At 66.2% G+C, this 21,542-nt stretch carries 20 protein-coding genes and 1 pseudogene; 5 read left to right on the plus strand and 16 right to left on the minus strand.

Annotation, left to right across the window (positions count from 1 at the left end; translation table 11 throughout):
- The first annotated feature begins 3 nt into the window (after positions 1-3).
- Positions 4-993 (plus strand): HD-GYP domain-containing protein, encoded by a 990-nt coding sequence (locus V6M89_RS27040; RefSeq protein ID WP_332856116.1) that lies wholly within the window; start codon positions 4-6, stop codon positions 991-993.
- A gap of 108 nt (positions 994-1,101) precedes the next feature.
- Here V6M89_RS27040 and V6M89_RS27045 read toward each other — a convergent pair whose 3' ends face one another.
- The 16 genes from V6M89_RS27045 to V6M89_RS27120 form a co-directional block, all read right to left on the minus strand.
- On the minus strand, positions 1,102-2,250 hold the full coding sequence (locus V6M89_RS27045; protein WP_332856117.1) for a tetratricopeptide repeat protein: 1,149 nt from the start codon (positions 2,248-2,250) through the stop codon (positions 1,102-1,104).
- The gene (locus V6M89_RS27050) at positions 2,247-3,140 is read right to left on the minus strand and encodes an ExeA family protein (RefSeq protein WP_116990963.1); all 894 of its coding nucleotides are present in this window, start codon (positions 3,138-3,140) and stop codon (positions 2,247-2,249) included. The genes V6M89_RS27045 and V6M89_RS27050 overlap by 4 nt, the downstream gene beginning before the upstream one ends.
- On the minus strand, positions 3,141-4,943 hold the full coding sequence (gene mshL, locus V6M89_RS27055; RefSeq protein WP_332856118.1) for a pilus (MSHA type) biogenesis protein MshL: 1,803 nt from the start codon (positions 4,941-4,943) through the stop codon (positions 3,141-3,143).
- Complete coding sequence (locus V6M89_RS27060) at positions 4,940-5,323, minus strand: MSHA biogenesis protein MshK (protein ID WP_332856119.1); 384 nt, start codon at positions 5,321-5,323, stop codon at positions 4,940-4,942. Before V6M89_RS27060 ends, mshL (V6M89_RS27055) begins: the two co-directional genes overlap by 4 nt.
- The gene (gene gspM, locus V6M89_RS27065; RefSeq protein WP_332856120.1) at positions 5,308-6,114 is read right to left on the minus strand and encodes a type II secretion system protein GspM; all 807 of its coding nucleotides are present in this window, start codon (positions 6,112-6,114) and stop codon (positions 5,308-5,310) included. Before gspM ends, V6M89_RS27060 begins: the two co-directional genes overlap by 16 nt.
- The gene (locus V6M89_RS27070) at positions 6,111-6,776 is read right to left on the minus strand and encodes an MSHA biogenesis protein MshI (RefSeq protein WP_332856121.1); all 666 of its coding nucleotides are present in this window, start codon (positions 6,774-6,776) and stop codon (positions 6,111-6,113) included. The genes gspM and V6M89_RS27070 overlap by 4 nt, the downstream gene beginning before the upstream one ends.
- Positions 6,773-7,711, minus strand: coding sequence for an agglutinin biogenesis protein MshI (locus V6M89_RS27075; protein ID WP_332856122.1), 939 nt, complete (start codon positions 7,709-7,711; stop codon positions 6,773-6,775). The genes V6M89_RS27070 and V6M89_RS27075 overlap by 4 nt, the downstream gene beginning before the upstream one ends.
- Positions 7,712-7,860: 149 nt before the next feature.
- On the minus strand, positions 7,861-11,004 hold the full coding sequence (locus V6M89_RS27080) for a DUF6701 domain-containing protein (protein ID WP_332856123.1): 3,144 nt from the start codon (positions 11,002-11,004) through the stop codon (positions 7,861-7,863).
- A 10-nt stretch (positions 11,005-11,014) separates the two neighbouring features.
- The gene (locus tag V6M89_RS27085) at positions 11,015-11,449 is read right to left on the minus strand and encodes an agglutinin biogenesis protein MshP (RefSeq protein WP_332856124.1); all 435 of its coding nucleotides are present in this window, start codon (positions 11,447-11,449) and stop codon (positions 11,015-11,017) included.
- Positions 11,446-12,285 carry a type II secretion system protein gene (locus tag V6M89_RS27090; RefSeq protein WP_332856125.1) on the minus strand — a complete coding sequence of 280 codons (840 nt, stop codon included), beginning with the start codon at positions 12,283-12,285 and terminating at the stop codon, positions 11,446-11,448. Before V6M89_RS27090 ends, V6M89_RS27085 begins: the two co-directional genes overlap by 4 nt.
- The gene (locus V6M89_RS27095) at positions 12,282-12,863 is read right to left on the minus strand and encodes a hypothetical protein (RefSeq protein WP_332856126.1); all 582 of its coding nucleotides are present in this window, start codon (positions 12,861-12,863) and stop codon (positions 12,282-12,284) included. The genes V6M89_RS27090 and V6M89_RS27095 overlap by 4 nt, the downstream gene beginning before the upstream one ends.
- Positions 12,853-13,410, minus strand: coding sequence for a prepilin-type N-terminal cleavage/methylation domain-containing protein (locus V6M89_RS27100; protein ID WP_442882005.1), 558 nt, complete (start codon positions 13,408-13,410; stop codon positions 12,853-12,855). The genes V6M89_RS27095 and V6M89_RS27100 overlap by 11 nt, the downstream gene beginning before the upstream one ends.
- A 24-nt stretch (positions 13,411-13,434) precedes the next feature.
- Positions 13,435-13,890, minus strand: coding sequence for a type II secretion system protein (locus V6M89_RS27105; protein WP_332856128.1), 456 nt, complete (start codon positions 13,888-13,890; stop codon positions 13,435-13,437).
- A gap of 68 nt (positions 13,891-13,958) precedes the next feature.
- Complete coding sequence (locus tag V6M89_RS27110) at positions 13,959-14,510, minus strand: type II secretion system protein (RefSeq protein WP_332856129.1); 552 nt, start codon at positions 14,508-14,510, stop codon at positions 13,959-13,961.
- 80 nt (positions 14,511-14,590) lie between these two features.
- Positions 14,591-15,826, minus strand: coding sequence for a type II secretion system F family protein (locus V6M89_RS27115; protein ID WP_332856130.1), 1,236 nt, complete (start codon positions 15,824-15,826; stop codon positions 14,591-14,593).
- Position 15,827: 1 nt separating this feature from the next.
- Positions 15,828-17,534, minus strand: a complete 1,707-nt coding sequence (locus V6M89_RS27120; RefSeq protein ID WP_332856131.1) for a GspE/PulE family protein — start codon at positions 17,532-17,534, stop codon at positions 15,828-15,830.
- Positions 17,535-17,699: 165 nt separating this feature from the next.
- Between V6M89_RS27120 and V6M89_RS27125 the strand changes: the two genes are divergently transcribed.
- From V6M89_RS27125 to V6M89_RS27140, 4 genes and pseudogenes are all read left to right on the plus strand, one after another.
- Positions 17,700-18,416: an ABC transporter ATP-binding protein gene (locus V6M89_RS27125; RefSeq protein ID WP_332856132.1), complete on the plus strand. Its 717-nt coding sequence runs from the start codon at positions 17,700-17,702 to the stop codon at positions 18,414-18,416.
- 2 nt (positions 18,417-18,418) lie between these two features.
- Positions 18,419-19,336 (plus strand): ExeA family protein, encoded by a 918-nt coding sequence (locus V6M89_RS27130; protein WP_332856133.1) that lies wholly within the window; start codon positions 18,419-18,421, stop codon positions 19,334-19,336.
- 63 nt (positions 19,337-19,399) lie between these two features.
- A complete protein-coding gene (gene mshL / locus V6M89_RS27135) occupies positions 19,400-21,253 on the plus strand; it encodes a pilus (MSHA type) biogenesis protein MshL (RefSeq protein ID WP_332856134.1) in 1,854 nt (617 codons plus the stop codon).
- Positions 21,250-21,542, plus strand: a pseudogene (locus V6M89_RS27140) (tetratricopeptide repeat protein); the annotation flags it as partial. The gene mshL (V6M89_RS27135) and the pseudogene V6M89_RS27140, both read left to right, overlap by 4 nt.

Here is a 21,542-nt window from a genome sequence, read left to right on the forward strand (position 1 = left end):
ATCATGGCCGATACCAACCAGGCGGACGCGCCGCTGATAGCGGGCGAGTTCGCGGAACAAGAGCCGCCGCCATCTGTGCTGCATCTGCTCAACCAGTCCAACCGCCGGCTGGAGCGGCTGCTGCAAAACCTGCGCAACGAACACAACGCCGAGAGCGAATTGCGCGACATCGCGCGCGACGTGATCCACGCGGTCGAGCTCCATCCCGATATCGCGCTGGCCTGCATCTTCCTGTGCCAGATCGCCGGCAGCTACGCGGTGCGCCATTGCATCGAGACGGCCGTGGTGGTGGTGGTGATCGCCCACAGCCTCAACAAGAGCGCGACCGAAACGCTGACCGTGACGGCCGCCGCGCTGACGATGAACGTCGGCATGCTGCGCCATAACGACACCTTCCAGAACAAGAACACCCCGCTGAGCAGCGAGGAAATGTCCATTGTCCGCCGCCATCCGGAGGAAAGCGTGGACATGCTCAAATCCGCCGGCATCGAGGACGACGAGTGGATTTCCTGCGTGCTGCTGCACCACGAGAATGACGAAGGCAGCGGTTATCCGGCCGGCGTCGCCAGTCCCGAAGTGACGCAGAACGCCAAGCTGCTGAGCCTGGCCGATCGCTATTGCGCGCAGGTGTCGGCGCGCAATTACCGCCGTTCCATCCTGCCCAACCTGGCTTTGCGCAACCTGATCGAGGACAAGGCGGCGCCGGTCGACGCCATGCTGGTACAGGTGTTCCAGCGCGAGCTGGGCGACTTCCCGCCGGGCTCGCTGGTACGTTTGCAGAGCGGGGAGATCGGCGTGATCTGCCGCCGTCCGGGCGCCGCCGGTGGCGTGCTGATCCACTGCCTGCGCGATCCGTCGGGGGCGGTGCTGACGCCGGCCCCGCTGCGCAGCGCCGCCGACCAGGCCGGCGCGATAGCCGAGGCCTTAAGCGAGGATGAGGCGTCGATCCGCTTCAGCATGAAGCAGATCTGGGGCCAGCAAGCCAGTCTCTGACCTGTCATTCCCCTCACTGAGGGGAATGACTTCCCGCGAAAGCGGGAACCCATAGAACGCCTCTGTAGCAGTCTCAGCATGGATTCCCGCCTGCGCGGGAACGACAAGCTAACGCGACAGGGAATCGATCTTGCGGTCGATGAAGGCTTGCAGCTCCGGCGACAGGCCGTTCGAGGCGCGGGCGCGGCGATAGGCTTCGCGCGCTTCCGGCAGATGCATGTCGGCTTGCAGCGAAATGCCCAGGCCCATCCACCAGACGCCGTTGCGCGGCGCCAGCTTCAGCGCCTCGCGATAATATTGCGCCGCTTCGGTGTGGCGCTGCTCGCGTTGCAGCACACCGGCCAGGAAGGCCTGGTACTCGGCGCTGCTGCCGGCGTACGGCAAGGTCGTCATCAGGGTTTCCAGCGCCGGACCGCCCTTCTCCAACTGCAAACGCGCCAACACCATCGCCAGCCCGGGCTGACGCGGATCGATGCCCAACGCCAGGCGCAACTGGCGCACGGCGTCGTCATTGCGTTTCTGTTCCAGCAGCAGGCTGATGTTGGTCTGGCGCGCCGCTTCGTTGCGCGGATCGATTTCCAGCGCACGGTCGAGGTCGGCCAGCGCGGCGCTGATGCGGCCTTCCTGCAAGGCCACCAGCGCGCGGCGATAGGTGTTTTCCGCCATCTGCTGCGGACTGATGTCGTGCGTGATCGTGCCCACGCCGACCGTATCGTCGGCACTGCGGGTGGTTGCCTGGCGGGCCGGCTTGCGTTCGACCGGCGCTGCGGCGGGCTTGCGTGGCGCGGCTTCGGCCGCTTCCATATCCGGCATCGCCGCGACTTTGACTTTCGCCGCCGCAGGTGCACTTGACGACACGCGCTCGCCAGCAGGAGCCGCCGGGGCCGTGTGGCCAGCCGGAGCCTGCGCCGACGCTTCCACTGGCGCTGGCACTGGATTCAGCGCCTCGGCCGGCGCTGGCGCGCTAGCCTGGACTGGTGCGGTTGCAGGAGCCGGCGCGCGCTCGGGCGCCTTGACCGGCGCGGCAGTCACGGCAGCGGGCTGTGCCGCCGCAGCGCGATGGGCCTGCCAATATTCCCAGCCATACCAGCCTCCGCCCACCACCACCGTCACCAAAACCAGCACGCCGCCGATGATCAATGGCCGCTTGTCGCGCACCTGTCCGCTCACCGCGAGCAATTGCTGCTGGCGCAATGCGCCATCGCCCGCCCCGCCGCGCGCATCCAGGTCCTGCAACATTTTATTAATCAAACTCATTTCGTCAACGCCCAAGTCAGGCCGCATGCGGCGATCAGCAAACTGACGCCGGCCATCAGCCATTGCCACCGCAAGCCCGCCCTCGACGGCACGGTATCGACCGCCGCCATATCCACATGACGCCGCGTCACCTGCTGCTTGCCTTCGCCGAAGCATAGCATTAACGACTTGTTTGCCATAATGTTCACCAAGCGCGGTATGCCGCCGCTGGCCTTGAACAGGCGGCCGATGGCGCTGCGGCTGAACAAGCGGCTGCCGGTATAGCCCGCCACGCGCAGCCGATGGGCCAGGTAATATTCCAGATCGTCGCGACTGAGCGGCCCCAGGTGGTAGTGGAAAGTGATGCGCTGCGCCAGCTGGCGGATCGAGTTGGTCTGCAAATGCTGGTTCAGCTCCGGCTGCCCGAACAGCACGATCTGCAACAGCTTGCGCTTCTCGGTTTCCAGGTTGGTCAGCAGGCGCAAGGCTTCCAGGCTCTCCAGCGGGATCGCCTGCGCCTCGTCCAGGCACATCACCACCTGCTTGTCTTCGCGCGCCAGGTCCATCAGCCGCAAGGTCAGCGACTTCAGCAACTGATGCTGGTCGACGTCGCGTTGCAAGGGCAACTCCAGTTCATCGGCCAGCGCCAGCATCAGCGTGCGCGGCTCCAGGTAGGGATTGGGGATGTAGGCCGTGACAAAACCCGGCCCCAGGGTCGCCATGAATTTACGGCACAGCAGCGTCTTGCCGGTGCCGACCTCGCCGGTGATCTTGATGAAGCCCTCGCCACTGCGCGCCGCCACCAGCAGCGTGTTGAGCGCCTGCTGCGAATGCGGGCTGGTGAAGAAGAAGCTGGTGTCAGGCGTGATCCCGAACGGCATCTCGCCCAAGCCGAAATGGGCCTGGTACATTTATTTGCCTCCTCCGGCAGGCGGCGCCAGTTGCTGGACCCGGCGGCTGGCGTCGTCCAGATCCTGCGCATAGCTGGCCGCGCCATCAACGATGGTGGGCTTGATCAACACCACCAGCTCGCGCTTCTGCGTACTGCGCTCGGTGTTGCGGAACAAGGCGCCGACCACCGGCAGGCTGCTGATGCCGGGCGCCTGGCTGTTGTCGTCGACGCTGGACTGGCGCATCAGGCCGCCGATGGCGACGATGCGCCCGTCCTGGCCGCGCACCATGCTGTCCATCTCCGACGTGCTCGACGCCGCCAGCGGCAGTTGCAGCGAGCCGGCGCTGCCCAGGTTGACGATCTTGTTCACGGTCGACACCTGGCTGACCGACGGATGCACGTGCAGCATGATGTTGCCTTCGTCGTCGATCTGCGGCGTCACGTCCAGCACCACGCCGGAGAAGAACGGCTGCAAGGTCACGTTCGGGCTGGTGGTGTTGCCGCTGACGTTGGAGTTGGTGGTGGTGCTGACCCCGGTCACATAGAACTCGTCGGTGCCGATCTTCAGCACGGCCTTCTGGTTGTTCATGGTCGCGATGCGCGGGCTGGACAGCACGTGCACCGAGCCCTGCGACTCCAGGAAGGAAATCATGGCGGCGAAATTACTGGTCTGGAACGCCAGGCCGAACAGCGAGCCGGCGTTGTTGGCGGCGTTGGCCAGCGCGGAACCGGTGATGGCTCCGATACCCGCCGTGCCGCCGCTGACCAGCGGCGCCGGCGTGCCGCCGCCGGCCGGCAGCGGCGCCAGGCCGGTGCCCGGCGCCAGGAAGCCAGCCGACAAGCGATTGCTGCCGCCACCGCCGAACGAGGCGAAGCTGGCCCAGTTGATGCCGCTCTGGAAGCCGCTGTTCAACTGGACTTCGAGGATCTTGGCCTCCAGGATCACCTGGCGCTCGACGGCCAGGCGGGTCGCCTTCAGATACTGGTCGACGCTGCGCAGCTGTTCCGGCAAGGCGCGCACCACCACCACGCCCGACTGCGGACTGATCACCACGCTGCGGCCTTCGCCGACGCCGCCGACCAGGGCCACCAATGCCTCCTTCAGCTCGGTCCAGAAATCGGTGGCCGACGAGGTCTTGACGTTGCTGGAGTCTTCCATTGAATATTGCTGGCCCTGCCCCGGCTGCTGCGGCTGGTTGCCCTGGCTGTTGCCGCCGCTGCCGCTCTGCCCGCTCTGGCCGGACACCACCGAGCCCACCGTGTTGACCGACGTCGACGACACCCGCACATTGGACGTGCCCTTGCGCGAGGCGCTCAGGTAGTTGACCTGGAAGATGCGGGTCTGCATCGTCAGCGGCCGGATGTAGATGCGCGTGCCTTCCACCTTGTAGTCGTAGCCGTACATCTCGCGCACGGCGTCGAGCGCCTCGAACAGCGTCACGTCTTTCAGGTTGGCGGTCACGGTGCCGCTGACGTCCGGGTGGATCAGCATGTTATAGCGCGTACCGGCCACGATGGAATTGTAGAACTGCTGCACCGGCACCTGGTTGAACGACACATTGAAGCGCTCCTCCATCACCGTGCGCGCCTTGGGCAGCTCGGCCGCCATGGTCGCGGCCGGTGGCGGCAGCAGCGCCGCCTCCACCGCCGCCGAACTGGCGGACTGGGCGTGGGCTTTGGCGGCGGCCTCGCGCACCTGCTGGTCGATGGTGTTGTAGGTGTCGCGCGGCGCCTGGGTCTGGCAACCACCCAGCGCGGCGGCCGCGCCCAATATGCCGGCCCATCGCATCAATTGGTGCAGGGCGTGTTTACGTTTGATCATTTAGTTTTCCCTGTCGGGTCAGCGGCCTCGGCCGGTTTGGGAAACAGGGTCAGGGTTTCCAGATTCTTGCCACGGCGGAGTACCACCGAATTGTCATTGATGCGTTCGAGCACCGCGTCGCCCACCTTGCCGCCGGTGCGCAGGGTGGCGCCGTCGATCACCGCCAGCCGGCGGCCGCCGGGCGCGCGGCCGATCAGGATCGATTGCAGTCGCGGTCCGGCCACGACGCCTTCCGCTGCGGCCTCGCTTTCGGGCGCGGCCATCTGGGCCGGTGGGCGGGTCGGGTCGGCCAGCTTCTGCGCGGACGCCGGCAGCGCCAGCATCAACGGCAGTATCAGCGGCAGCAGCCATGTCAGCCGGCGGTTCATAGTGCTATCCATTTCTGGTCCAGGCTCAGGGTGTACAGGGTCAGCGTCAGCCGGGCCTGGGGAAATTGTCCGGCGTCGAGCGCGGCGGCACCCCAGAGCAGCTGGGTAGGCATGGCTTCCAGCGCTTCGAGGTAATCGATCATCTCCAGGTAGCTGCCTTGCAGCACCAGCTGCACGCCATGGCGGTACAGCAGCGGCGTGGGCGCGGCTGGGGCTGCGGGTGCTGCCGCTGGCGTGCTGGCGGGAGCGGCGCCGGCGGTCTGCTGCTTGGCCGAGGCCGCTGCCGCCTGCAACACGGCCGCTGGCGTCAGTTGTGGTGCCGGGGCTGCCTTCGCCGGCGCCGGCTCCGGCGCGTCCAGCGCGGCGAAAGTGCCGTCCACCGTGCCTTGCGGCGGCAGCGTCTTCAAGGACACCAGGCGCAGCTTGCCGTGGCCTTGCACCATCTGCTGCAGCAGTGCGCCCATGCGGTCCGGCGCGACCAGGCCTTTTTGCGCGCCGCGCAATTTGGTGCGCAAGTCGGCGCTGTCTCGCTGTAGCGTTGCCAGCCGCTCGCGCACTTCGCGGTCGGGGTCGCGGCGCGCGGCCACATCAAGTTGCATTAGCTCGGAATCGATGCCTGAAATCTGCACCCGCTGCTGCTGCATGGTGGCGCGCAAAGTGCGCTGGCGCGTGTAGGCCGGGTCGAGCACCAGCTGGAACACCAGGTACACCAGCATCGCCGCCGTGGCGCCCACCACCATCAGGCGTTCGCGCTGGCTCAGCGCCATCAGCCAGGTATCGAATCTGATCCAATAGGCTTTCATGGCTGCTCCACCTTGCCGCGCTCGCCGGCGGCGGCCGATTGCAGGCTGAATTCCACATAACGCGGCGCCACCGACGTCGATGCCGAAGCGGCCTCGGCGGCCGCGGCCTCAGGCTTGGGTTCGTTCATGACCAGCTGGCCGAAGGTCTTGCCGCGCAACACGGCCTCGCCGGCCAGGCCGTTCAGATAGCCCGGCAGCAGGCTGGCCTTGAGCGCCCGCCCCTGCAGGCCGATCGCGTCGCCGCTGCCCTGGATGGTCACGCCGGTCAGCCACAAGCCTTCCACGCCGCGCCGCGCGAAGGCGCGGAAGTAAGCCGAATAGCCGCGTGTCGCGCCCGGCTGTCCCTGCTCCAATATCGCCGCCACCTGTTGCAGATTGCGGTATTGCGCGCCGGTCTGGTCCAGTTCCTGCTGCAGCGCTTCACTCTTGCGCGGCGCCACGAAGGCGGCGGTGGCGGCGGTCCGGCGCGCCTCGCCACGGTCCAGTCCGGCCTTGACGGTGGCGGCCTCGCTCTCCAGCGCCGCCAGCTCGGCTTTGGCCAACGCCGACATGCCGGTCAAGACCAGCACCAGCACGCCGAGACCGGCCACCAGCACCGGCGTGCCGGCGTAATTGGTCTTGCGCTGGCTGGCGGCGCTGAACAGGTTGATTTGCTGGCTCATGCGCTCGCCTCCTCGCGCAGGGCCGCGCCCAGGGTGCGCAGGAAGCCGGCCTGCTGCGCCGGGTCCTGCAACACCGGCGCTTGTTCCAGGTCCAGCACGCTGGCCAAGTCCAGCTGTTCCACCGGCAGGTACAGATTGCTGGCCAGATAGGCGCGCAAGGCGCCCTCGCCCACCGGCGCCAGTATCAGCTTGGCCACGGCGACCGACGAAAACTGCCGCTCGAAGTGGTCCAGCGAGCGCTGCAGCTCCAGCGTGATGCGGTCGTGCAGATGCTGCACGCGGTCCGTGTCGGGATCGAGCAGCTGGTTCAGGGTGATGTCGATGCGGCGCGCCAGATAAAGTTCGGTTTGATAGCTGACGGTCAGCAGGCCGCCGTCGGCGTCGAAGGCCAGCAGCGCCAGGCCGCGTCCTTCCGGCTCCAGCAGCGCCGAGATATTCCGCTGCGCCATTTCGCCGATGTCGATGGCGGACAGCGCGATCTTGTTGTCGGCGAACAGCTGCTGGTACGGCTGCAGCACGCTGTTGCGGGCCGCCACCGCGAACGCCTGGCGCGCCTGGTTCGAGCCGCTGGCTTGCGGCACCATCGCCACGTCGAGGGTGGCTTGCTCAAGCGGGAAATCGATCATGTCCTTGACACGCCAGCCCAGCGCGGTCTTCAGTTCCGCTTCCGGCACATTGGGCGCCTCGACCATCAGCAGCTGGTAGCCGCCGGCGCCGAGCAGCGTGGTGCAGCGATAGCGGCCGGCCTGCAATTCCTTGCCCAGGCGCGCCAGGCTGGCGCCGGCCTGGTCGGCCTGGCCGGGGTAGGACGTGGCCAGAAGTACGCGCGGCAAGCCGCCGGCGCGGCGCTCGATCGCCGCCGCCTGCACGCCGTCCGCCGTCAGGCCGATCGCCAGCCAGCCATTCTTTTTCTCCGCTTTTCCAAATAAACGCATCCGACTGTCTCAAATGATTAAGCACGAGATTCAATAATCGCCGCACATCGTTGATTATATTCAAGTTTCATTGCACTACCGTGTCAATTTCCAGCCTTGCCTCCAGTTTGCCCTCTTATTGCTCGGAACCCAAATAAAGTGACGCGGATTCAATACACTTCCCGCAAGAAAATCACCGGACTGCGATAAACGCCGAAGGTTACCCGCCCCTGGCTGGTCGGCAGCCAAACCGGCCCGTTGATGACGGTAACGTTGGCGCCGCTCTTGCCGGTGGTGCTGCCGGCCTTGAGCGCGGCGGTGGCCGCACCGGACAGCATCGTCAACGACGCCGCCGAATTGGGCGCAGGCGCCGGACAGGCCAGCAGGCAACTCGCGTATTGGAAGTTCGTCGCCGGCGTCACCACGGTCACGCTGTCGCTGGCGTTGTTGCGCCAGGCCAGCACGGTGGCGCCGCCGACGGTGCTCTGGCCGTAGTATTGCGCGCCCAATGCCAGCGCCACCGACAGGCTGGACGAGCCGTAGGCATTCGGCACGAACAGGCGGCCGGCCACCACCGCCACGCCGCCTTCAACCGCCCCTGTGCGCAGCGAACTGACGCCGTCGTTGGGCGTGCCGGTCTCGGTGGCGCGCACATACACCATGGTCGGCGGCACCCAGTTGTTGGCGTACGGCGCGGTGGCGACATAGGCGTTGGGCAAGGTGTAGAGCGGGCTGGCGCTGGCCACGCCCATGACGAAATCGGTGGCGGCGATGTTGTTGGCGCTCAGCGCCGAGCCGGCCGGCGCGGCAGGCGGGTTGGCGGTGGTGGCGGTGCCGGGCGCCGACCAGGCCGACAATTGCACCGCGCGCGCCAGGGTGCGCCGGTAGTTGAGCGTGACGGCGCCTTGCAAGTTATACGCCGTCACTCTCGTCGCAAACGGCTGGCGCGAATACGCCATGCCGCTCACCGAGGCCGGACAACTCATGCCGGCCGGATCGCAGGCCATCAGGCCCGTCAGCACCGTATCGAAATGGTCCGGCACGAAACGACCGACGTTGATCGATACCGACTGCACGTCGCCAGTGCCAAGATAGTTCCCTGTGGTGGCAGGGGCTAGCGGGAGAATCTTCGGCGTAATCTCCAGCACCCCCACATCGGCGTAGGAAAACGCACTGCCGCTGGCGCTGCCGCCGCTGAAGGCGCCGAAGCTGCCGCTCAAAACGAGCTCCGCCTCCGGATCGGTGGGGTCGAGCGAGTTGGGCGGGTCGCCGGGGCCGGCGTGCATGTCGTCCAGCCGGTCGCCGGTCTGGTCCTTGGCGGCCTTGGTGATCAGCTGGATCTGCACCGGCGTGCTCTCCCTGCCGAAATTGGGCGCCGCCGCGCCGCCATACATCAGCGCGCTGGCCGTCAGGCTAAACGGCGTGCCGGCGGTGACGAACTTGGGATCGGTGGGAGAAGCCGGCGTGCCAGCCAGGTTGGACGCCGGCGCCACCAGCACCAGCCGCTCGGGCCGCTCGACGAAGGGTCCGCTAGTGCCAAAGCGGGCGGTATTGTCGCTGACCAGGAACTCGATGCGGCCCACGTCCGCGTAGTGGAAATTGTACTGGTCGGCCGAACTGGCCTTGCCGCCGGTCATGACCACGTTGTTCAGGCCGGTCCAGGTGGACGAGTTCTGCGCCGGCAGCGCGCCGGACCTGGCGCACAGCGGCAGCGTGCTGGCGGCGCCGCCGACCTTGGCGAAGGTGGCGCGCACGCCGGCATCCTGGATCGGGTCGTGGCAGGACAAGGCATATTTCATCTGGATCGTGCTATCCGAGTTCGACAGCGCGGTCGGCACGTTCGACACCACGAAAGTCAGGTACACCGGGATGTCTTTGTTGGCCAGGTATTGCACGGTGGTGAAATCGATGAGCTTGCACAGTTGTCCCGCATTGCCAAACGCCAGGCCGTTTTCACATGGCAGGTCGGTGAAGACATAGCTCGGCGTGAACGCCGACGCGCCCACCAGCGAGCTGACGGTCGACGTGTCGTTGCCGTCGTAGTAGTCGAACAGCTGGCCGCTGACGGTGGCGCTGTTGGTCACCAGGCCGCTGGCGGCGGCGGCCGTGGTCACCCGCAGCGTGATCGGCGGCAGCGTGACGCCGGCCGCCATCGCGCCGCTGTAGGTGCAGGTGAGCTTTTGTCCGGCCATGCTGCAATTCCAGCCGGTGCCGGTGGCGCTGGAAAAGATCAGCGCGGCCGGCAGCACATCGACCACCGTGGTCGGCCCGCCCTCGGTCAGCGGGCCGTTGTTGCTGACGCTGATGATGTAGTTGCTGACCTGCGAGGGCTGCAGCGGCGTCTGCAAGGTCATCGAGACGGCGCGGTCGTCCGCCGGCACATTCGGCGCGGCGATCACCTCGGCGTTCATCAACACCAGATCCTGGCCGGACTGGTAGTCGCTGCGGGCCGAGGTCTGGCCGGCCTTGATGGTCGGCGACGCGACGGTGTAGGCGTCGAAATCGATGCCGTAGGACTTGGTGTCGCCATCGATGTTGGAGACCGAGTTGAACTGGTTGCCGGACGGGTTCAGCGCATCGACCATCTCGACGCTGTTGTAGCGCAGGATTTCGCCACCGCCCGACAAGGTGGTGTCACCCTCCCAGGTGATGTGGCCGATCTTGCCGGTCAGGCTGCCGATCGGCGTGGGGATCTTGAAGTTGGCCAGCGTCAGCGTCACGGCCGAATTGCGGATGTACTGGAAACCTTCGTAGACGTTGAGCACCCGGAACGTTTCCGTGGGATCCGAGTACACCACCAGCAGCTGGAAGCCGCCCAGCACGCCCTGCACCGCACAGTAGGGACTGCCGTTATTGATGTTGAGGTCGTCGATCTTGTAGTTGCCATTGCCCTTGGCGATCACCTGCGCCGTCACGTCCACCGCGCCGGCAAAGAAATCATAGCCTACCGTGGCCGAGGTGTAGCGGCGGTTGCTGGGCGCGGTCACGGCGACGTCGTCGAAGGTCACGTCGTAGTCCGGGGTCGAACTGGAGCCGGCCCAATACAACTGGGCGTTGAGGATGGTTGCGCCGTGCGGCACGCCAGACAACTTCAGCTGCTGCTGGCCGTTCTTGAGGGCGCAGGGATCGGTGTCGTTGTCCTTGGCGCGCATGGTGGTCTGGGCGCCGGTGAAGCTGACGTTGCCGGCAAAGCTCTTGAACAAGGTGATCGGCGAATCGGCGCGCGCCGCGCCGGCGGCCAGCCAGCACAGCAGCGCCAGCAGACAGGCCAGCCAGCGCAGCGCGGGGTTCGGGGAATGGATGGTCGCTCGCATGGTCGCCTCCTCAGAACTGCACCGTGACCGTGCGCTGGGCATAATCCGGGCTGGTGGGCGCGGCGTTCGGACAAGCGCCGCCGGCCGGCTGGTTGCAGGCGGTGGCCGTGACGACGATCCGGTTCATGCTGGCGCCCATGCCGGGGGTGGCGTTGACGGTGCACTGCACCGTGACGGTAAAGGCCGACAAGGTCCCGCCGGGCGTGAAGCTGCGGCTGGCCACGCAACTGCTGTTGATCTGCTGCTGGTACAGGCCGTACTCGACGCCGGAGCGGGCCGCCTCGTAGGCGCGCGCGCCCAGCAAGTCCAATGCCGAGCTGGTCTGCTGGGTGGTGTTCAAGGTCATCATCGCCACGGCCAGCGCCGACAGCACCACCACCAGGAACAACGCGGTGACGATGGAAAGGCCGGTGGCGCGCCGTGGCGCTGTGCGGATCGTCGTCATGGTGTGTTATCCACGTGAACCTGGCGTGCCAGGTTGATGCTCTCGCCGTTGCTGCGCGCCAGCGCCAACGACAAGCTGACCAGCGCCGCGTTGGTATTGGCCAGCACCGTGTAATCGAAACTGCAACTCGATACCAGGTTGGCCAGCAACGCCGGGGCCCCGAACGGTGGCGCGCCCAGTCCGTTCAAACCGATAATCTGGTTGGTGAAGCTGCGCGTCAGCGTGCCGCCACCGCCCGCCGCCGGCACGCAGACATAGGTGACGGTGCCGCTCACGACCTGGAAACGGGAGTTCGGCGACGGCATCGATGGCGACGCGGTCGCGAATGGATTGCTGGCCAGCGTGATGCGCGTGCCGGCCACCGCCGTGACGCGCGCGGCATTGCCAAAGGTACGGGCGTCGGCCGGCGCCACGCCGACGTTGTACACCACGATCCAGTCGTTGGCCAGGATTTGCTGGCGGCCGGTGGGCGCGGCGCCGGCCATGTCGAATTGCAGGCTGGCGGCCGGACTGAAGTCCAGCGGCAGCAGCGTGGCCGGCGGCGAGTCGCCAACGTCGATGTAGCGGCCGCCGGTTTTGGTCAGCTGGAATTGCAGGGTGCGGCGGTCGGCCGACACCAGCACGGAGTTGGGCAGCGCCAGCCGCAGTTCACGCGTCATGCGGCGCAGCGTCAGGTCGGCGACGTCGGTCATGTCGACCCGCTCCGCCGTGTCGACGTAGTTCTGCACCGGCGTCTTGAGGAACACCGCCACCATGCCGGCCAGGATGCCGGTGACGACCATGACGATGATGGCTTCGACCAGCGTGAAACCGCGCGCGCTTCGCAGTCCGTTCATGGCGACCTCGGCGCATAGCGCGTACGATAGCTGTCCAGCACCACGTTGTCGCCGCCGCTGTAGCTGACCGTCACGGTGATGCGCAGCACGTTCATATTGGCTGCCGTGGCATCGGATGCAATCTGGGCGCCGGCCGGACCGAGGGTGTTGTCCGGGACGATGGAAACGGTGGCCGTGTAGCCGGCAGGGAAAGCGTTGCCGGTGGCGTCCGTGGTGTAGGCCAGCGGCGTACCGAAGGCGTTCACGTAATCGTTGACGTTGTCGTAGGGACGGCTATTGCCGGCCTCCTGGCCCACACCTTCCGCCGTTCCGCATTTGGCGGGGCTGTCGGTGGTTGGATCCTCGGCTTTCGGATCGCTGCCATCGCAAAACGTGTAGCGGGCCAGCCGCACTTCTTCCATCAAGCCCTCGGCAACGGCCAGCGCCTGCTTGCGGCGCATCGGGTCGGGACTGGAACGCGCGCCCATGCCTAGCACCTGCAGCACGCTGACCACGGCGATGCCAACGATCACGATGAACATCACCAGCTCCACCAGGCTGAGGCCCGCCTGGGCGCGCGCGATGGGTTTAATAGACATAGCCGGTCACCGCGGTGACAGTCACACTGTGCGAGCCGCCGTCACCGGCGACCGACAGCACCAGGTCGGCAAAGGTCGAGGTGAGCGTGGGCGGCACGTTGACCGCCGCGAAAGGCTGGCCGGTGGGGTCGAAATAGAACACCAGGGCGGTGGACAGCGTCAGTCCGTTGGGGACGCCTTCGCAGGCCCATGTGCCAACGTTGCCGCAATTGGACTGCGTCACACTGGAGCCGCTGTTGGCGCCGCCCGGCGCCGTGACGCGAGCGGTGCACAGGCCGTCGTAGCACAGCGCGACACTGGCGCCGTTCACCCGCACATACACGTTGCGGCTCTGGGCAATGGCGATCTTCTGGCCGTAGCGCAGCAGGGCGCGCAGTTGGTCGGTATAGGCCCGCGCATCAAAGCCCTTGCGGTCGAAGAAGCGCGGCGCGGCGACCGCGCCCAATATGCCCAGCACCACGATGATGACGACCAGTTCGACCAAGGTGAAGCCACCCGGCCCCGGGGACCGGATGCGGCGCCGTAGCGCCGGACCTGTCACGCCCATCTCCGGCCGGTCATGGACGCTGCGTCAGCAACTACCGCTGGCGACCACCGCAGTGGGGCCGGCCGACGTGGCCGCATAAGTGACGGAGCACCCCGTTTTGTGGGATGCGTCACTGTAAAAGACGCCGGTGGCGGCATCGGTCAGATCGAAGTCGGTCAGGGTGAGGGCGTTCGTCATGCTGGCGACGTTCGGGTAGCCGGTGGTATTGTCAACGGTGACATTCCCATCGAAGACCGTGGTCCCGGTAGCCGGCGAACCAGCAGCCAGCCAGCGTCCATGGTACATATTGGCGGCGCTCAGGATCGATGCGCGCGCCGAATTGAGCTTGGCGGTGCGGGCGTCGGCGCCCAGGCCGGCGAACTTCGGTAGCGCGGTGGCGGCCAGGATGCCCAGGATAACGATCACCACGATCAGCTCGATCAGCGTAAAGCCGCCCTGCTGTGGTCGCGAACGGATGAGGCGTGCTTGTTTGGTTTGCATTTGAGACTCCAGACCTGACTAAGAAAAGATCATCAACGCCAAACTGCGGCGGAGCGCGGCAGCGGCAACTATTGAGCGACTTCATTTAGCGCGATACCAGGATCATTTCCCGGCTGGCGCTCTGCGTTGGCGTTTTTTGAGGGCAAGCGCATTGATTCTACCTTGAAACAAATATTCTTTGAGGCACCATTTAACAAATTCTCTTGCCCACCCCTCACGAATACCAGCTTTTGTTGCTCCAGATCAAAATACCAGTTGCCAGCTTTAACATTTTTGGCTGAGTCCGCCGTCAATTCGCCGGCGTAGTTGTCCGGTACGCGCTCCAGCCAGGCCACCGGATTGGCGCCGGCCAGCGCGGCGATTTCCTGTTCCCTGCCCTGCGCCTGCAAGGCCATCACCTTGCCGTATAAGGCGCTGCGCATATTGATCACCAAAGCCTGCACGCCGGCCTCGTCGCCGGCGCGGCGGTAATATGCCACCCGCTCCAGCGCCACCATCATCAACAGGCCAAAAATGCAGGCCACCACGGCAAACTCGAACAGCGTGAAACCGCCGGCCCGCCGTCGTTGTGGCCGCACAACACTCCAGGACCTGTCATTCCCGCGCAAGCGGGAATCCATACGCCGCGTCATGTCCGGCGCAGCATGGGTTCCCGCCTGCGCGGGAACGACGGCTCGCCGGCTGGCTGCGAGGCGCCCCATCAGTGCGGCAACGCCACTTTGCCCAGGTCCCAGATCGGCACAAAGATGCCCAGCGCCAGCACCAGCACCAGCGCGCCGAGGAAGGTGATCAGGATGGGCTCGATTTGCGCGGCCAGCGTTTTCAGTTCGTAATCCACCTCGCGCTCGTACATCTGGGCGATTTCGTCCATCAGATCGTCCAGCGATCCTGACTCCTCGCCGACCGCGATCATCTGCAGCACGATGGGCGTGAACACATTGGCCGCCATCGAGGTGCGCAGGATGCTGTCGCCGCGCTCGACGCCGTCGCGCATCTGTTCGACGCGCGAACACAGGTAGGCGTTGTCGACCGTCTGCGACACCACCGTCAGCGCCTGCACGATAGGCACGCCGCTGCGGCTGGACAGCGAGAAGCTGCGGGAAAAACGCGCCATCGTGGCTTTCTGGATGATCTTGCCGGCGATCGGAAACTTCAGCTTGTGGCGGTCCCACTGGAAGCGGCCAGCGCTGGTATTGACCCAGTAGCGGAAGCCGAACACCGCGCCCACCCCGGCCACCACCAGCTGCGGCCAGTAATTAACGGTGAAACGGGAACTGCCGATCAGCAGGCGTGTCATCAGCGGCAATTCGGCATGGAAGCTCTCGAACACCTTGACGAACTGCGGGATCACGAAGATGTTGACGATCACCATCGCGATGATCATGGCGACGATGACAAAGATCGGGTAGCGGGTGGCGCTCTTGACGCGGGCGCGCATCTCGCGGTCGAACTCCAGGTGGTCGAACAAGCGCAGGAACACTTCCTCCAGGCGGCCGGTCATCTCGCCCACCCGCACCATGGACAGGTAAAAGTCGTTGAACACGGTGGGATGGCGCCGCATCGCCGCCGACAGTTCGCGGCCGGCGTCCAGCGACTCGCGCAGGTCCTTGATCACCTTGCCGAACGATTTGCTGATCGCCGACTCCTGCAATCCGGCCAGCCCGCGCATGATCGGCACGCCGGACTTGAGCAGCGTGTACATCTGGCGGCTGAACAATTGCACATCCATCGACGTCACCTTTTTCTCGAACAGCGTGGTCCACCAGGCCTCGCCGCCGGCACCGCCGGTGGCGGCCTTGTTGGTCAGCGCGATCTCGACCGGGATGGCGCCGGCGCTGCTCAGGTGGTTGGCCACGGCGTTGCTGTCGGCCGCCTCCAGCACGCCCTGCATCAACTCTCCGCGCGCGCTGCGCGCCTTGTAGGCATAGAACGGCACGTCACTCCTCGGTCTGGTTACTGATGCGCATCGCTTCGGCCACCGTGGTGCGGCCCTGGATCACCAGCGCCACCGCATGCCGGCGCAGGGTATCGCCGGCCATCTGCGCCGCCGCCGTCCGCAGGAAATGCGAGGGATCGGGGTCGTTGGCGGCATCGACCACGTCGCGCGTCATTTCCAGCAGCTCGTACACGCCGGTACGGCCGCGATATCCCATGCCATTGCAATGCGAACAACCCTTGCCATGGAAGTAGCGCGCCTTGTCCACCTTGTCGTGCAACTCCATGCGCAGCCACTCGTGCTCGGTCGGCGTCAGCTCGTACGGCGTGGTGCAGCTTTCGCAGATCACCCGCACCAGCCGCTGCGCCAGCACCGCTTGCAGCGAACTACCCACCATGTAGCGCGGCACGCCCATGTCCATCAGGCGCAGCGGCGTGCTGGCCGCGTCGTTGGTGTGCAGAGTCGATAATACCAAGTGTCCGGTCATGGCGGCGCGCAAACCGATCTGGGCCGTTTCCTGGTCGCGCATCTCGCCCACCAGCACGATGTCCGGGTCTTGCCGCAGGGCGGAACGCAGCACCCGCGCGAAGCTCAGCTCGATCTTGTCGTTGACCTGCACCTGGTTGATGCCGGGCAGCCGGTATTCGACCGGGTCTTCCACCGTGATCAGCTTTTTCTCCACCGAATTGAGCTCGGCCAGCGCGCAATACAGCGTGGTGGTCTTGCCGGAGCCGGTCGGCCCGGTCACCAGCACCAGGCCGTTGGGGCGCTGGACGATGGCGCGGAATTTTTCCAGTATCGTCTTCGGCATGCCGATCGCGTCCAGCCGCAGCTGGGTGTTGCTCTGGCTGAGCAGACGCATCACCACCGATTCGCCGTACTGGGTCGGCATGGTGGAGATCCGCACGTCGATGCGCTGGTTTTTCACGCGCACGGCGAAGCGGCCGTCCTGCGGCAGCCGCTTTTCCGAGATGTCGAGGTCGGACATCAGCTTCAGGCGCAGCGCCAGCGACGGCGCGATCTTGATGTCGGCCTCGGTTTGCAGGTGCAGCACGCCGTCGATGCGGAAGCGGATCTGCAGCCGGCCCTCCTGCGGCTCGATGTGGATGTCCGAGGCGCGCACCTGGCTGGCGTCGTCGAACACCGACTGCAGCAGCTTGACGATGGGCGCTTCTTCCAGATTGGCGTTGGCGGCCGCCAGCGCGCCGAAGTCGACCGAGGCGTCGCCCAGGTCCTGCTCCAGCTCGCGCGCCAGGTCGGAAATATCCTCGGTGCGGCGGTAGATGCGGTCGATCACGCCCAGCACCTCGGTCTCGTTGACCACCGCCAGCTCGATCGGCTGCTTGACGATGCGCACGATCTCGTCATAGGCAAACAGGTCGGTCGGATCGGACATGCCGACCAGCAGCGCGCCGCGCCGGTCCTCCAGCACCAGCGCGCGGAAGCGGCGGGCCTGGGTTTCCGGCAGCAGGCGGACGATCTCGGGATTGACGTTGAAGAACTTCAGGTTCAGATACGGCACGTTCAGCTGGCGCGCCAGCGCGCCGGCGATCTGTTCCTCGGTGACATAGCCGTTTTCGATAAACACGCGGCCCAGCTTGCGCCCGCTGCGCTTTTGCTCGGCCAGCGCCAGGCCCAGTTGCTCCTCCGACAGCAGCTTTTGCTGCACCAAAATTTCCCCGAGCCGCACTTTCTCTGGCCTTGCCATCCCCGCTCCTTGTGATCTGCGCCGCCTGCCGGCTTGCGGCCATTCTAGTGCAGAATCCGCCGCTTGCGAGGCCAGACTTGCGCCCGGCGCGACAGGGTGTCGCTTTCTTCGCACGAATACGCTACAGTGTCGTTCGTTTCCCAGCCCCAAGAGTCACCACCTTCCATGACCGTCCCTGCCCTGCGCTTCCAGCAAGTCGTCAAACGCTATGGCCAGGCCAGCGTGTTGCAGGGCGTGGACCTGGAACTGCAAGCGGGGGAATGCTTCGGCCTGGTGGGCGTGAACGGCGCCGGCAAGACCAGCCTGATCAAGTGCCTGCTGGATTTCTGCGCCCTCGACGGCGGCGCCATCGACATCTTCGGCCAGCCGCACCAGCGGCCGGCCAGCCGCCAGCCGCTGGGCTTCCTGCCGGAACGCTTCACCCCGCCCTACTACCTGACCGGCGCCGACTTCATCCGCTACCTGCTGACCTTGCAAGGCCTGGCCTACGACCCGGCCGCCGTGCGCGCCATGCTGGAGGCGCTGGACCTGGACCCGGACGCGCTCCAGCGCACGGTGCGCGGCTATTCCAAGGGCATGACGCAAAAACTCGGCCTGGCCGCCTGCCTGCTGGCGCGCAAGCCGCTGTACGTGCTGGACGAGCCGATGAGCGGGCTCGATCCGAAAGCGCGCGCGCTGCTCAAACAACAGCTGCGCCGGCTGCACCAGGCCGGCAGCACGCTGTTCCTGACCTCGCACATGCTGGCCGACGTCGACGAGCTGTGCGACCGCATGGCCATCCTGCACGAGGGCCGCATCCGTTACGCCGGCTCGCCGGCCGCGTGCCGCAGCCACTACGGCGCGGCCAACCTGGAGCAAGCCTTCCTGGCTTGCATCGCCTGAGCATGTACCAATCCCACTTCGGCCTGCGCGAATCGCCGTTCGGCATCACGCCGAATCCGGCCTTTTTCTACTCCGGCAATACCCGCGGCGAAATCCTGCAGGCCTTGCTGTATGCGGTCTGCCACGGCGAAGGCATCGTCAAGGTGACCGGCGAAGTGGGCGCCGGCAAGACCATGTTGTGCCGCATGCTGGAGCGCCAGCTGCCGCCCCATGTCGACGTGATCTACCTGGTCAATCCCAACCTCGGCCCGCAGGAAGTGCAGTACGCCATCGCCGCCGAGCTGGGCATCGCCGGCCACGGCCTGCGCGTCGACGAGGTCCAGCGCCGCCTGCAGGCCGACCTGATCGCCCGCCACGGCCAGGGCCGCCAGGTGGTGCTGCTGGTCGAGGAAGCCCAGGCCATGCCGCTCGACACGCTGGAAGCGATCCGCCTGCTGACCAACCTGGAGACGGCGCGCAGCAAGCTGCTGCAGATCGTGCTGTTCGGCCAGCCGGAGCTGGACCAGCACCTGGCCCTGGCCAGCATGCGCCAGCTGAAGGAGCGCATCACCCACAGCTTCGAGGTGCCGGCGCTGGCGCCGGCGCTGATCGGCGAGTTCCTCGAATTCCGCCTGCGCGCGGCCGGCCACGACGGCCCCGCCGTGTTCAGCCCGGCCGCCGCCAGGCTGATCGCCGAGCGCTCCGAAGGCATCGTGCGCCGCATCAACATCCTGGCCGACAAGGCCCTGCTGGCCGCCTACGCGGCCGACGCCAGCGTGGTCAGCGCCCACCATGCGCGCCAGGCGATCCGCGAATCGGCCTTCCACCGGCGCGGCTGGCGGCAAAACTTCCCGCTGCGCGCTGTTGCTGTGGGGGCCTGCGCGGTCCTGCTAATTTGGGCAATTTACGGCGCCATCCTTGCGGTAGCACCGAATTTGTAAGATCATGGTGTCTATATTGCAAATACACAACATCCTGCATTCCCCCTGGGCCGGAAAGAAATAATGAAAAAACTCGCCTCCCCCATCGTCCCCATGGTGTGCAGCGTGTTGCTGAGCGCCTGCGCGACCCACCCCCTGCCCGTTTCGCCTACCCACATCACGGAAGCACCGCGTCCCGCCGGCTCCATCCCGGAGACCGTGCAGCAGAGCGCCGCCTTGCCGCCGCCGACCGCCGCGCCGAAAGTCGAGACCTACAGCGTCACCGTGCACAAGGTGCCGGTGCAGTCGCTGCTGTTCGCGCTGGCGCGCGACGCCGGCCTGAACGTCGACGTCCATCCCGGCATCGAAGGCACGGTCACGCTGAACGCGCTGGACCAGACCCTGCCGCAGCTGCTGAACCGCATCCAGCGCCAGGTCGACATGCGCTATGAAATCAGCGGCGGCACGCTGACGGTCTTGCCGGACACGCCGGAATGGCGCAACTACAAGGTCGACTACGTCAACATCGCCCGCAGCACCGTCAGCAGCGTCAACATCGCCACCCAGATCTCCACCACCGGGGGCGGCGGCGGCTCCGCCAATCAGGTCCTCAGCGCGACGCCGCCGGCCGGCGCCACCGGCCAGCCGCAGCCGCAGCAAAGCGCCGCGCCGGCCAACAACGGCGCCAACGGCAACGGCAGCAACAACTCGACCACCGTGGTCAACAACCGTTCCGACAACAACTTCTGGTACAGCCTGGAAAAGAACATCCGCGACATGCTGCGCGGGTCCAACCTGAGCGACAATCCGGTCGACCCGCTGGCCGCCGCGGCCGGCGGCGCCGGCGCGGCGCCGCAAACCGCCCAGCCGCAGACCCCGTTCGACGCCGGCGCCTTCGGCGGCGCCAAGGCCGGCAGCGGCAACGGCAACGCCCAGCGCACCTCGGTCATCGTCAACGCCGAGGGCGGACTGATCGCCGTGCGCGCGACCGGCCGCCAGCACGAAAAGATCCGCGAATTCCTCGACATCGTGCTGGGCGCGGCCAAGCGCCAGGTGCTGATCGAAGCCACCATCATCGAAGTGCGGCTGGGCGACCAGTACCAGCAGGGCATCAACTGGCAATCGCTGGCCAGGGGCGGGCTCAAGCTCAACCAGGGCGCGCTCGGCAGCTCCACCGTGCCGGCCGCCACCAATCCCGGCGTGTTCGTGCTGAACTACACCAATCCGACCAGCCGCCTGGGCAATATCGCCGCCACCATCGAGCTGCTGGAGTCCTTCGGCAAGGTCAAGGTGCTGTCCAGCCCCAAGATCAGCGTGCTCAACAACCAGACCGCGCTGCTGAAGGTGGTCGACAACAACGTCTTCTTCTCGATCAAGGTCACGCCGGCGGTGCTGGGCTCGACCGGCACGCCGATTTCGCAGGCCACCTATGAATCGCACCTGGAGACGGTGCCGGTCGGCTTCGTCATGAGCGTGACGCCGCAGATTTCCGACAGCGACGAGGTCACGCTCAACGTGCGGCCGACCATCACCCGCATCGTCGGCTATGTCAACGATCCCAACCCGGACCTGGCCAAGGCCAACGTGGTCAGCAAGGTGCCGGTGATCCAGGCGCGCGAGCTGGAATCGCTGATGAAGGTGTCCAGCGGCCAGGTCGCCGTCATGGGCGGCCTGATGCAGGATTCGGTCGACAACACCAAGGACGGCATCCCGGTCCTGAGCAGCGTGCCGCTGCTGGGCAACCTGTTCGCCCACCGCAATGAAAACACCACCAAGACCGAACTGGTGATCTTCATGCGGCCGGTGGTGGTGAAGGACGCCAGCGTCAACGGCGACTACAAGGACTACCGTTACCTGCTGCCGGGCCAGAAACCCGACAACGCTCCCTATGGCGAGGCCGCGCCGGCCCCCGCCCCAGCCAAGGCGAATGGATCATGAGTCTATTAATGCAAGCGCTCAAGAAGGCCGAGCGCGCCAAACAAAGCTCGGGCGGCGACGACGAGACCGACAAGCCGTCGCAGGCGTTCGATGACGTGCTGGCGCTGACGCCGGAACCGGCGGCGCCCGCCAAGCCCGGACTGAGCCTGGACCTCGAGCCGATGTCCGGCCTCAGCCTGGAGCCGATCGCGGCCGCGCCGGCCGCCAGCCTGGCGCCGCAGCCCTCGCCCGATCCGCTGCCGCCGCCCAGCGACCACAAAACCGCCGGCCTGACGCTGGACCTGGCGCC

Source organism: Duganella sp. S19_KUP01_CR8 (assembly GCF_036688705.1).
Classification (GTDB): Bacteria; Pseudomonadota; Gammaproteobacteria; order Burkholderiales; family Burkholderiaceae_D; genus Rugamonas.